Source organism: Iodidimonas sp. MBR-22 (assembly GCF_029946565.1).
Classification (GTDB): Bacteria; Pseudomonadota; Alphaproteobacteria; order Sphingomonadales; family Rhodothalassiaceae; genus Iodidimonas; species Iodidimonas nitroreducens.
In genome coordinates this window covers 1-12,014 of record NZ_JARKVQ010000014.1, presented here as the reverse complement: position 1 = coordinate 12,014, position 12,014 = coordinate 1, and the positions used below count along the sequence as shown (strand labels likewise).

General features: G+C 54.6%; 14 protein-coding genes, 1 tRNA gene, 2 pseudogenes and 1 riboswitch. Of the genes and pseudogenes, 12 read left to right on the top strand and 5 right to left on the bottom strand.

Annotation, left to right across the window (positions count from 1 at the left end):
* Positions 1-159: 159 nt before the first annotated feature.
* Together QK300_RS10840 and QK300_RS10835 are read right to left on the bottom strand one after the other, a co-directional pair.
* Positions 160-1,539 (bottom strand): PleD family two-component system response regulator, encoded by a 1,380-nt coding sequence (locus QK300_RS10840; RefSeq protein ID WP_281301743.1) that lies wholly within the window; start codon positions 1,537-1,539, stop codon positions 160-162.
* Positions 1,536-1,910: a response regulator gene (locus tag QK300_RS10835; protein WP_042084778.1), complete on the bottom strand. Its 375-nt coding sequence runs from the start codon at positions 1,908-1,910 to the stop codon at positions 1,536-1,538. The genes QK300_RS10840 and QK300_RS10835 overlap by 4 nt, the downstream gene beginning before the upstream one ends.
* Positions 1,911-2,125: 215 nt before the next feature.
* On the opposite strand from QK300_RS10835, the gene QK300_RS10830 reads away from it, so the two are divergent.
* The 6 genes from QK300_RS10830 (at position 2,126) to QK300_RS10805 (ending at position 6,725) form a co-directional block, all read left to right on the top strand.
* A complete protein-coding gene (locus QK300_RS10830) occupies positions 2,126-2,377 on the top strand; it encodes a DUF3572 domain-containing protein (protein WP_281301744.1) in 252 nt (83 codons plus the stop codon).
* Between the two features lie 124 nt (positions 2,378-2,501).
* Positions 2,502-3,197, top strand: coding sequence for a hypothetical protein (locus QK300_RS10825; protein WP_281301745.1), 696 nt, complete (start codon positions 2,502-2,504; stop codon positions 3,195-3,197).
* Between the two features lie 5 nt (positions 3,198-3,202).
* A complete protein-coding gene (locus QK300_RS10820) occupies positions 3,203-4,099 on the top strand; it encodes an ROK family protein (RefSeq protein ID WP_281301746.1) in 897 nt (298 codons plus the stop codon).
* A 165-nt stretch (positions 4,100-4,264) separates the two neighbouring features.
* Positions 4,265-4,999 (top strand): GGDEF domain-containing protein, encoded by a 735-nt coding sequence (locus QK300_RS10815; protein ID WP_281301747.1) that lies wholly within the window; start codon positions 4,265-4,267, stop codon positions 4,997-4,999.
* 88 nt (positions 5,000-5,087) lie between these two features.
* The gene (locus QK300_RS10810; protein ID WP_281301748.1) at positions 5,088-5,546 is read left to right on the top strand and encodes a RidA family protein; all 459 of its coding nucleotides are present in this window, start codon (positions 5,088-5,090) and stop codon (positions 5,544-5,546) included.
* Between the two features lie 9 nt (positions 5,547-5,555).
* Positions 5,556-6,725: a GNAT family N-acetyltransferase gene (locus tag QK300_RS10805; RefSeq protein ID WP_281301749.1), complete on the top strand. Its 1,170-nt coding sequence runs from the start codon at positions 5,556-5,558 to the stop codon at positions 6,723-6,725.
* A 38-nt stretch (positions 6,726-6,763) separates the two neighbouring features.
* On the opposite strand, the gene QK300_RS10800 is transcribed toward QK300_RS10805, so the two are convergent.
* On the bottom strand, positions 6,764-7,000 hold the full coding sequence (locus tag QK300_RS10800) for a FliM/FliN family flagellar motor switch protein (protein ID WP_042084784.1): 237 nt from the start codon (positions 6,998-7,000) through the stop codon (positions 6,764-6,766).
* Between the two features lie 156 nt (positions 7,001-7,156).
* On the opposite strand from QK300_RS10800, the gene lipB reads away from it, so the two are divergent.
* From lipB to QK300_RS10780, 4 genes are all read left to right on the top strand, one after another.
* Entirely contained in the window at positions 7,157-7,837 is a 681-nt protein-coding gene (lipB, locus tag QK300_RS10795) for a lipoyl(octanoyl) transferase LipB (RefSeq protein ID WP_348651881.1), read from the top strand.
* A gap of 70 nt (positions 7,838-7,907) precedes the next feature.
* A riboswitch (TPP riboswitch) is annotated at positions 7,908-8,016 on the top strand.
* 80 nt (positions 8,017-8,096) lie between these two features.
* The gene (gene thiC, locus QK300_RS10790; protein WP_281301751.1) at positions 8,097-9,947 is read left to right on the top strand and encodes a phosphomethylpyrimidine synthase ThiC; all 1,851 of its coding nucleotides are present in this window, start codon (positions 8,097-8,099) and stop codon (positions 9,945-9,947) included.
* Between the two features lie 185 nt (positions 9,948-10,132).
* Positions 10,133-10,414, top strand: coding sequence for an ETC complex I subunit (locus QK300_RS10785; RefSeq protein ID WP_042084787.1), 282 nt, complete (start codon positions 10,133-10,135; stop codon positions 10,412-10,414).
* 27 nt (positions 10,415-10,441) lie between these two features.
* Positions 10,442-10,518 (top strand) — tRNA-Arg (locus tag QK300_RS10780).
* 22 nt (positions 10,519-10,540) lie between these two features.
* Here QK300_RS10780 and QK300_RS10775 read toward each other — a convergent pair.
* Both QK300_RS10775 and QK300_RS10770 read right to left on the bottom strand, forming a co-directional pair.
* Positions 10,541-10,711, bottom strand: a complete 171-nt coding sequence (locus QK300_RS10775; RefSeq protein ID WP_281301753.1) for a DUF1328 family protein — start codon at positions 10,709-10,711, stop codon at positions 10,541-10,543.
* Between the two features lie 63 nt (positions 10,712-10,774).
* Positions 10,775-10,924 (bottom strand): entericidin A/B family lipoprotein, encoded by a 150-nt coding sequence (locus QK300_RS10770; RefSeq protein ID WP_281301752.1) that lies wholly within the window; start codon positions 10,922-10,924, stop codon positions 10,775-10,777.
* 151 nt (positions 10,925-11,075) lie between these two features.
* On the opposite strand from QK300_RS10770, the pseudogene QK300_RS10765 reads away from it, so the two are divergent.
* A pseudogene (locus tag QK300_RS10765) lies at positions 11,076-11,899 on the top strand (IS3 family transposase).
* Positions 11,900-11,938: 39 nt separating this feature from the next.
* Positions 11,939-12,014: pseudogene (locus QK300_RS13615) on the top strand (IS3 family transposase); the annotation flags it as partial.

Sequence of the window (12,014 nt, the reverse complement as noted above, 5' to 3'; positions counted from 1 at the left end):
CGCTAAGGGCCTCAGGGGACTTGAACGAACATTCGCTCTGAGCAGCGAAAATGGTGGATTTCGAGAACCGGAACGGAATGTACATCGGCGTACATGAGAACCGGAAGCGCAGAAATCCACCATTTGCAGCAAAGCAGAGTAGAATGTGCGCTAAGGGCCTCAGGCGGCGCTGGCAATCACCACCCTGTTCCGCCCTTCATGCTTTGCCTGATAAAGCGCCGCATCGGCTCGTTCCAAAAGGTCGGCCGTGCTATTGATGCTGGCATCCACAAAAGCCAGACCAAGGCTGACCGTGATATTCACTTCCTTGCCGCCACTGATGATGAAGGGTTCATCGCTGATGGTTTGACGCAAGCGATCGGCGATCACCCCGGCATCATTGGGCAAGGTATCGGGCATGATGACCACGAATTCCTCGCCACCAAAGCGCGCAGCCAGATCCACTCCCCGAATATTGCGTGCGATCCGGCGGGCAAATTGATGCAAAATCTCGTCCCCCGCGGCATGGCCATAGGTATCATTCACCGGCTTGAAATGATCGATATCAAGCATGACGAGGGAAAGGGTTTTTTTGGTTTTTTTGGATTGCCGCAGCAGGGTTTCCAGATGGCTGTTCATATAATGGCGATTATAAAGCCCGGTGACCGCATCGGTGGTGGCCAATTGCATCGAAAGATGGAAATTTTCCCATAGGCGATCCGAATAGCGCTTGCGCCGTACCTGTGTGCGGGCCCGTGCCATCAATTCAAGGCGCTCAACCGGAGGGATGAGATAATCATTGACGCCCATCTCAAGTGCCCGCACCAATTGCCGCGACCCCTGTTCGCTATCATCCACAACGACCAGAATTGGCACATTGCGGGTTTCTTCATAAGATCTCAGCTTGGAACAAACCCACAAGCCATCGGTTTCGCGCATGGATAAAGAGACGATCACCAGATCGTAATTTTTCTCACGTGCCCGATCCGCCACATTTTCACCGCCTGTGGAATGGGTGACGCTGGCCATTTCAGACAGCATATGGCCCACCCTTGCAGCCACCTTTTCATTATCATCCACATAAAGAATCGATGTATTGGATGGCTGAAACGTCTCCCGCTCTTCTTCGTCCTTAACCCAGCCCAGAACGGCGCCGGTATTCTCGCGGTTTTTCAATTCATCCATCATCACCTTCAGGCGCACCAGCGATTTCACCCGCGCAAAAAGAGCGATATCATCCACCGGCTTGGTCAGAAAATCCTCTGCCCCCGCTTCAAGGCCTGCGACCTTGTCGCTCATCTGATCCAAGGCGGTCACCATGATCACAGGAATGTGATTGGTTTTGGGATCGCTTTTGATATGGCGACACACCTCAAAGCCATTCATGCCCGGCATCATCACATCAAGCAAAACGATATCGGGCTGCTCGCGCTGAACGATTTCCAGGGCATCGGGGCCGGATGTGGCGCACAAAACATCGAAATATTCGCTGGCAAGCTTGGCTTCCAGAAGCTTTACATTGGGAAGAACATCATCAACGACCAGCACGCGGGCTGTCATGTATTATCACCTGCAAACTGTTTGATCGTTTCCAGAAACTGGCCCACCGAAATGGGTTTGGCAATATAAGCCTCGCAACCGCCTTCCCTGATTTTTTCCTCATCACCCTTCATGGCAAAAGCCGTCACGGCAATCACCGGAATCAAGCGAAGATCTTCATCTTCCTTGATCCATTTGGTGACTTCAAGGCCTGAGACCTCGGGCAATTGGATATCCATCAAAATCAGATCCGGGCGATGATCCCGGGCCAGTTCCAAAGCCGCCATGCCATCCCTAGTTTGGATGGTTTCATAATCATGTGCTTCCAAAAGATCGCAAAAGAGCTTCATATTAAGCTCATTATCTTCGACCACGAGAATTTTCTTCGCCATTGGAATCCGATCAGTTATCTATGCTGAGATAAACTATAGCTACAAAAGATCTTAAAATTCGATGATGCACCAGAGCGCGACACATCAGATCGCCGTGAAACTGATTATAACCCTAACTTTTCAATCCTAAAGAAAGGTTTATTTCAATTCAGATAAAATCCCACATAAAAAATCGCAAGCCCGGTGCCGATCAGGCGCCTTCTCATGAATTTTTCATGGCGGTGGCTTTGCAGGCTTTGGCTTTCATCCTTGCCGATGAAACCCTGCGCGTTCGATTTCTGGATTTGAGCGGAATCACCGCCGATCAGATCCGTGATCGGGTCGAGGACCCTGATTTTCTCTGTGCTGTCCTTGATTTTCTGATGGCCAATGAAAGGGACCTTCTGGCCTTCACCCAGGAAACCGGGATCGATGCCACCGCACCGGGATTGGCCCGCCACGGCCTTCATGGCCCCGATTTCGACTGAAACCCTATAAATTTTTCGTAAGCGCGCAAGATTGTGCGTGTACACCGCGCTTTTGTCGCATTATCTGAACCTGTTCACGCGCTCGGGACTTTGCCACCCGCCTGCAATAGGCTATGAGACGATCATGTCTAAACAATCTCTCCATCATGAAAACGGCCCGCTTTTGCCCGAAAGTCTGGGTTTGATCGAAGGCTTGGCCCTCGACCCGGCACTGCCGCTGATTTTATGCGATGCCGATGAGGTGCTTTTGCAATTCGCCCTGCCTTTTGAAGGCTGGCTTCAAGAGCGCGGCTATGCTCTTGATTTCAAAAGCTTCGCCCTGTTTGGCAATATCCGCCGGCATGATGATCAAAGCCTTGTCGAAGGCGATCAGATCCATGCCCTTGTGGATCAGTTTTTGCAGCATGTGGTGGATCACAGCAAGGCCGTGGATGGGGCGATTGATGCCGTTCGCCATCTGCAAAAGAGGGCGCAGATGGTGATTGTCAGCAATATCCCCCATATTTTGCGCCTGCGCCGGGAACAGGCTTTGGCAAAAATCGGCATGGCTTTGCCGGTGCTCTCCAATCATGGCCCCAAAGGGCCGATGGTGGCCCATATTCTGCGCACCCATCAGGCGCCGGCCATCTTTCTCGATGATCTGCCCCAACAGCATGCATCGGTGGCCGAACACGCAGATCATGTGCATCGCATTCATTTCGTGGCTGATCAGCGGCTTGCCGGATTGATCGGTCCGGCCCCCGATAGCCATCACCGGATCGATCGCTGGCCTCTTTGCGTTGATCATATCGAAACCCATCTCACAGCAAACGGATTCTGAAACCCATGACCATGCATATCGGCATCGACCTTGGCGGCACCAAAATTGAAATCGCGGCGCTTTCCCATGATGGCGAAGAGCTGCTTCGCACCCGGCGTCCGGCCCCTTCGAAAAACTATGAAGAAACGGTGCGGGCCATCGTTGATCTGATCGGTGAAGTGCAGCACACGCTGGGTCGTCCGGGAACCGTGGGCATTGGCACGCCGGGGGCGGTTTCGCGCAAAACCGGGCTGATCAAGAATGCCTATGCCACCGCCTTGAATGACAAACCCTTTAAAAGCGATCTGGAAACCGCACTGGGCCGCCCGATCAAAATTGCCAATGATGGCAATTGCTTTGCCTTATCCGAAGCCATCGATGGTGCGGGCAAGGGGGCGGAAATCGTGTTCGGGGTGATTGTGGGCACGGGCTGCGGCGGCGGGCTGGTGATCGATCAGCATGTGATCGAAGGGGCGAACAGCATTGCCGCCGAATGGGGGCATAATCCCCTGCCCTCTCCCGATGAGCATGAATTGCAGGGCTTTTCCTATTATCAGGGCGGCGAAAACAATATCGAAGCCTATCTGTGTGGCGCGGGTTTGGTCCATGATCATCTTCGCAGCACCGGGGAAAGTCTCACCGCGCCGGAAATCGCCGCCGCCGATACGCCGCAAAAGGAACAGACCATGCAGCGCTATGAACGGCGCATGGCCAAAGCCTTGGGCTCCTTGATCAATATCATTGATCCCCATGTCATTGTTCTGGGCGGCGGACTTTCAAATATCGATCGCCTTTATGAAAATGTGCCCAAATATTGGGGCGAATATATCTTTTCCGATCGTGTGGAAACCCAATTCAAACGCAATGTGCATGGCGATAGCTCTGGCGTGCGCGGGGCCGCATGGCTTTGGGTTGATCACTGAACCGGCCCAAAAACCGGCAAGCATCGCCGCGCACCCGGCAAATCTTTCCAGAATAACTTTGATCTGACAGGCAAAAGCCCGCTTTAGCTTGATTTTTCCAGCTGGCATGGTTTGTGCTTATATCTTTCCATCAGGTCGAGAGAAACCGATCAGAGGAATGATTTTATGAGCCAGGCCCTTTTCGCTGACACTGCTTTTGAAACCCAGTCCATGCCTTTGCCACAGGCCTTGAGCCTGCGCGCCAAGGATCCGATCCGATCCGCCCGCAAGCGCTTGATGGCCGCAGAAAAAGCCCCCAAAGCGGCGCCATCCGAAAGCCATCAAGGCAGCGCACCGGATATCGGCCTTATCTCGGATTTTCTGAACTATGCAGCGGCGGCGGAACAAACCATTGCCGAGCAGCAGGCCCGTATCGCCCAGCTTCTGACCCTGTCGCTGACCGATGAAATGACCGGGCTTGCCAATCGCCGGGGCTTTGAAGACGCCATGGGCCGTGCTTTATCGCGCGCGCATCGCTATGAAGAAGAAGGGGTTTTGGGGCTGTTTGATCTTGATGGATTCAAAGAGACCAATGATCGCTTTGGCCATCAGGCCGGCGATGAAATCCTCAAAATCGTTGGCCAAACCCTTGCCAATAGCGTGCGCAGCATTGATTGTGCCGCGCGCCTTGGGGGGGATGAATTTGCGGTTATCCTGATGCCCTGCAAACATCATGGCGGACGGGAAGCCCTTCACCGCCTGCAAGCGACCATTGCTCGCAAAAGCGTTTTTTATCAGGGGCAAAATCTGCGGGTCAAAGCCAGCCTTGGCATCAGTGCGATCAAAAAATCCACCGATCTGCACAGCCTGCTTTTCGAGGCGGACCGGGCGATGTATCAAAACAAACGCGCCCGCAGATAAACGCTTTTTCCCATCATCAAGGCTGGAAGCATCAAGCAATGCCTGCTAATCACAGAGCGAGATAAATCCATTTGATGGGAGCCATAAGATGACTGTGGATGCGCGCTTGATTGAACTGGGCATCACCCTGCCCGCCCCGGCCAAAGCTTTGGCAAATTATGTTCCCTTCGTCAAAAGCGGCCATCTGATCAGCATTTCCGGCCAGCTTCCCATCAATGCGGATGGCCTGAGGACAGGCAAGGTGGGGGCCGATCTCAGCACCGAAGAAGCGGCCATCGCCGCCCGCCTGTGCGCCATCAATATCATCGCCCAAATAAAAGCCGCCTGTGATGGCGATCTGGAGCGCGTGCAAAGAATCGTCAAGCTGGGCGGCTTCGTGAATTGCATCGATGGTTTTGAACAGCAGCCACAGGTGGTGAATGGCGCTTCCGATCTGATGGTTGAAGTTTTTGGTGATAAAGGCCGCCATTCCCGCTCGGCCGTGGGCGTTAATGCCCTTCCGCTCAATGCGCCGGTGGAAATCGATGCGCTGGTGGAAATCGCCTGATCACCGACGATGAGCACGCCCCCGGCCATCGTTCAGATCCATGGCGGTATCGGCGATTTCGATGCCGCCCAATGGGATGCCATGAGCCAGGGCCATCCCTTCATCCGCCATGCCTTTTTAAAGGCTTTGGAGGATAGTGGCTGCATCAGCGCCCAAAAAGGCTGGCTGCCCCGCCATCTGGGGCTTTATCAGCAGCTTGATGGCGGTGGAGAGAACCAGCTCTTGGGGGCCGCCCCATGCTATCTGAAAGGCCATTCCTATGGCGAATATGTGTTCGATCATGCCTGGGCCGATGCCTATGAACGCGCCGGCGGCCGCTATTACCCGAAATTGCAGATCGCCAGCCCCTTCACCCCGGTCACCGGGCCACGGCTTCTGGTATCGCGGCATTGTGACAAGGATGCAGCCAAGCAAAGCCTTTTGAAGGGACTCTCCAGCCTGTGCGATCAACAGGGGCTTTCCAGCGCGCATCTAACCTTTCTGGAACCCGATGATGCACGGATCGCGCAGGATATGGGTTATCTGATGCGCAGTGATCAGCAATTTCACTGGCACAATGATGGCTATGATCATTTCGATGATTTTCTGGCCGCCCTTTCTTCGAGAAAACGCAAGCAGATCAAAAAAGAGCGCCGGGAGGCTGTGGCCCATGGGATCTCCATCAAATGGATCGCGGGGCCCGATATCCGCGAAAGCGATTGGGATGCCTTTTATACCTTTTATCGCGATACCAGCAGCCGCAAATGGGGAACGCCCTATCTCAACCGGGATTTCTTTTCTTTGATCGGTGCCAGCATGGCCGATCAGATTTTGCTGTTTTTGTGCGAAAATAATGGCCGCCCGATAGCCGGTGCCCTTAATTTTTGCGGACCCGATACCCTTTATGGCCGTTATTGGGGGTGCATCGAAGATCATCCCTGCCTGCATTTTGAAACCTGTTATTATCAGGCCATTGACTATGCCATTGCCCATCGCCTGAAAAAGGTAGAGGCGGGCGCCCAAGGCCCGCACAAGCTGGCGCGGGGCTATGCTCCGGTCAAAACATGGTCGGCACATCATATCGCTGATGCCGGTTTTCGCGAGGCGGTGCGTCGCTATCTTGATGTGGAACGCCAGGATGTGGAAGCGACCGTCGATCTTTTAACGACTCACCTGCCCTTCAAGCACCAAAGCGGCTGAGGTGATCGCCACGTCATTCACCCCTTTTCGATGCGCCCTCATTGTTCGGCTTGCGAGGTCATCCGGGTGATCGAAACGCCGAGGCGATCCCCCACCATCATGATTTCGCCGCGTGCAATCAATTCACCATTGGCATAGATCCAGCATTCATCTTCATGCTTGGCATCCAGATCGATCACCGCTCCCCGGCCCATTTTCAATAATTGCCGAACAGGCATATCGGCCCGCCCTAAAACCACGGAAATATCAACGACAACACGCTTGATCGCACTCATGAAACGGCACTCCAATCTTTCGCTGCAGCCTTGCAGATCATGGTTGCCATATGGTTAAGGCCCCAAACTCCTCACACCCGATCCCTGATGCCCTATCCCTAATGCCCGATCGCGCATCATCTTGCCAAAAGGGGTTTTATGATCTTATCTGCGCTGATGGAAACAACCAAGAGCCTTGTCATCAGTCCGGATGACCGCTGGGTGCGCTCGGATAATCTGGTGGATTATCCCGATGCCCTCGCCTTTATGGAGGCCCGCGCCAACGCTATTCGCGATGGCCAGGCCCAGGATCTGGTGTGGCTGCTTGAACATCCGCCCCTTTATACTGCGGGCACCAGCGCCCGGCGCGATGATCTTTTATTGCCGGATCGCTTCCCGGTTTATGTGGCCGGGCGCGGCGGACAATATACCTATCATGGCCCCGGCCAACGGATTGCCTATGTAATGATGGATCTGACACAGCGCGGGCGCGATCTGCGGCGCTATGTGGCCGATCTGGAAGGCTGGATCATCGCCGCTCTAGCTGAATTCGGGGTGCATGGCGAAATCCGCGAGGGCCGCGTGGGGGTGTGGGTGGATCGAGGCGATGGCCGCGAAGACAAAATCGCCGCCATCGGGGTGCGGGTGCGGCGCTGGGTCAGCTTTCACGGGCTTTCCATCAATGTGGCGCCTGATCTCTCGCATTTTGGCGGGATCGTGCCCTGCGGGATCGCGGGTGGCAGCAGCGGCCTTGGGGTCACATCCCTGCAGGATCTGGGCATTTCTGCCAGCATGGCGGATATGGATGCGGCCCTCAAAGCCACATTTCCGCGTATATTTGGCCTGTCTCATCCATAGATCGCTCCATTCTCAGCCGATTTTTTGATGCTGTGCTTGCAAATCGGAGCAATCCCCTTCACATTATGAACCAAGTTCCTGGGGGAGCTCTTGCAAGAGAGTTGAGAGGCCGTTTGAGCGGCGACCCTTTGAACCTGATCAGGGTAAAGCCTGCGAAGGGAAAGGACGCATGATGCAAGCGGCGGGATTAATTCCGCCCAAAACCCGCATCCCTTGCCCCCATGCCTGCCCTGTCCTTTATTTTTCAGGAGAGCGCACCATGCCCGACGAACAAGCCCCCATCAGCGTCACCACCGGCCCTTTGCCGGCATCGAAACGCATTTATATCGCCGGGGAACAGCACCCGGATATCCGCGTTCCTTTGCGCCAGATCGATCTGCATCCCAGCGCCAAGGAACCGCCGGTGGTGGTTTATGATACCTCGGGGCCCTTTACCGATCCCGCCCAATATGTCGATATCGAAAGCGGTGTGCCGCGCCTGCGCGATCCCTGGATCAGGGCGCGCGGCGATGTCGAAGATTATGAAGGCCGGGCGGTTCGCCCCGAAGACAATGGCAATGTCTCCGAGCGCCATCTGGCCCGCGAATTTCCCAAAAAGCACAGCCCGCTCAGGGCAAAACAGGGCCGGAAACCCACCCAGCTTGAATATGCCCGGGCGGGGATCATCACGCCGGAAATGGAATTCATCGCCATTCGTGAAAATCTGGGCAGGCCAGCGGGCGACGCTTCGATCAATCGCGATGGCGGCGAAGGCTTTGGCGCGATCATCCCCGATCATATCACCGCTGAATTCGTTCGCTCCGAAGTCGCCGCAGGCCGCGCCATCATTCCGGCCAATATCAATCACCCCGAAGCCGAGCCGATGATCATCGGGCGAAATTTTCTGGTGAAGATCAATGCCAATATCGGCAATTCGGCGGTCACATCCTCGATCGCCCAAGAGGTCGATAAAATGGTCTGGGCCATTCGCTGGGGGGCCGATACGATCATGGATCTGTCCACCGGCCGCAATATCCACAATACCAGGGAATGGATCATCCGAAATGCCCCGGTGCCGGTGGGCACCGTGCCCATTTATCAGGCGCTTGAAAAGGTGGATGGCGTTGCGGAAAATCTGACATGGGAGGTGTTCCGCGATACCCTGATCGAACAGGCGGAACAGGGTGTGGATTATTTCACCATTCATGCCGGTGTGCGCCTGCCCTATATCCCCCTCACGGCAAAGCGGGTGACCGGGATCGTTTCGCGCGGTGGATCGATCATGGCGAAATGGTGCCTCGCCCATCATAAGGAAAGCTTCCTTTACGAGCATTTCGAAGAAATTTGCGAGATCATGGCGGCCTATGATGTCTCCTTCAGCTTGGGCGATGGCCTGCGCCCCGGCTCGATTGCCGATGCCAATGATGCCGCTCAATTTGCTGAACTCAAAACACTGGGTGAATTGACGAAAGTGGCATGGAAGCATGGCTGTCAGGTGATGGTGGAAGGCCCCGGCCATGTGCCGATGCACAAAATCCGCGAAAATATGACCAAGCAGCTTGAAGCCTGCCATGAAGCGCCCTTCTATACCCTTGGGCCGCTGACCACCGATATCGCGCCGGGCTATGATCATATCACGAGCGGTATAGGGGCGGCGATGATCGGCTGGTTCGGCACGGCCATGCTTTGTTATGTGACGCCGAAAGAACATCTGGGCCTGCCCGATCGCAATGATGTGAAAGAAGGGGTGATCACATACAAAATTGCCGCCCATGCCGCCGATCTGGCAAAAGGCCATCCCACCGCCCGCGCCCGGGATGATGCGCTCTCACGGGCCCGCTTTGAATTTCGCTGGGAAGATCAGTTCAATCTCTCCCTCGATCCTGATCGGGCGCGCGAATTTCATGATCAAACCCTGCCGAAAGAAGCCCATAAAACAGCGCATTTCTGCTCCATGTGCGGGCCGAAATTCTGTTCCATGGCAATTTCTCAGGAAATCCGCGATTTTGCCAAGCTGCAAAATGATAGCGGCGAAAGCATCAGCGATGCCCATGCCGGAATGCAGGAAAAGGCAGCGGAATTCCGTGAAAAAGGCTCCGAGATTTATCTGGAAGCCAATAAAGAGGGATAAAGGCCGCCGCTTCACCCCCCGGCTTGACCCCCGGGGGGCTACTCGACAAGGGCTTAATAATCGCTTTCTTTCCCTCGTTCTAATAGTCCACACGACATAAAAATCGCAGGGGGATTGCGCATCTGGCCCGGCCAAGGCTATAGAGGCCCAAAGGCTATCCCTGATTTTCGTTCGGAGACCAAAAGATGAGCAAGGCACGGATCTATCGTCCCTCGAAATCGGCCATGACATCGGGGCAGCGCAATACGCAGCAATGGGTTTTGGAATTTGAATCCAAAAGCCCGCGTTTCGTTGAACCTTTAATGGGATGGACCGGGTCGAAAGATACCAAAAGGCAGGTGAAATTGCGCTTTGGAACGCAAGAAGAAGCCCTCGCCTATGCCAAAAAATACAAAATCGATGCGCAGATCCTGCCCGAACAAAGCCGCAAACGGATCATCAAACCCTATGCGGATAATTTCAAATAGGATCGTAATACGATAAAGATGCCCCAGGGCCCCGTAGCTCAATTGGATAGAGCACCTGCCTTCTAAGCAGGATGTTGCAGGTTCGAGTCCTGCCGGGGTCGCCAGTTTCCCTGATCGTTTTCCGGACTATCTTCGCCCGCGGCCGCGCCAGCCGAGAACTCCCGTAAAAACCGCCAGGACAAGTGCGACGACAAGAATGATCACCGCAAAATCTGCGGAGAGATTGGCGATGCCGCCAAAGCCGAAAAGCGCGGCGACAAGTGCGAGAAGCAGGAAGAAAATCGCCCAACCAAACATTTTCATGTTCCTTGTTCCAGAGGTTATTGAATGCGCTTTGAAATCAGGCCATAGGCTAAAAGCTTAGCCTGCCCCCTCCTGGATTCCGTCGCCTACGGATTCGATGTCCTCACCCGCCCCCTCGATGGTATTGCATGCGGTCAAACTGAGCCCGCCCATCACCGCCAGCATGGCAAGCATTCCCAAGCGGCGCATTGTCTCGATATTGGTCATTCCAGCATCCCTATTTTATATCTGTGCTGGATATACGTTCTTGATATGTAATTTGTTCGCATCGAAAGTAATTTAGGCATGGTAATCCCCCCTGTGATTAAGGGGGTTTAAAAGTAGAATTTTCTCGGCACTATGCATGAGGAGATTTTGAATGAAGACCAGCCGATACAGTGAAGCGCAGATTCTTTCGATTTTGCGTCAGGCGGAAGGCGGCGTGCCGGTGGCGCAGTTGTGCCGTGAGCATGGCATGAGCGATGCCTCTTTTTACAAATGGCGAGCGAAATATGGGGGCATGGATGCGTCCATGATCAGCCAGATGAAGGCGCTGGAGGACGAGAACCGGCGTCTGAAGCGGATGTATGCGGACCTGAGCATGCAGAACGATCTGATCAAGGAAGCCCTTGGAAAAAAGTAGATCGGCCATCTCAACGCCGCGAGATGGCCGAAACGGCGGTGGCTCGACGGGGTTTCAGCATTGCGCTGGCCGTGCCGGATGCGCCCAATGTGACCTGGTCCATGGACTTCATGGCGGATCGCCTTGGCGATGGCCGTTCATTCCGGCTTTTGACCGTGCTTGATGACTTCAACCGCGAGGGGCTGGGGATCGAGGTTGACTTCTCGCTGCCCGCCGAACGCGTTATCCGCAGTTTGAACCGCATCATTGAATGGCGGGGAAAGCCCCGGACGATCAGAGTCGATAACGGCCCGGAATATATCAGTGAGACGCTGCTGATATGGGCTGAAAAACAGGGCATTGCCATCCAGCACACCCAACCCGGACAGCCGCAACAGAACGCATATGTCGAGCGCTATAACCGCACGGTCAGACATGAATGGCTGGACCAATATATCATCGAAAGCATCAAGGAGGCTCAGGATCAAGCCACACAATGGCTCTGGACTTATAACAACGCCCGCCCCAACATGGGCATCGGTGGTATCACACCAGCAATGAAACTGAATATGGCTGCGTGAATTCTATGAAGAACCCCCATTAAAAATGGGGGGATTACCTATGGCTATCGCAAGCTCCGTGACGATCTGTGCGATCAGGGCGAACACTGCTGCGAAAACCGCGTGGCACGTCTGG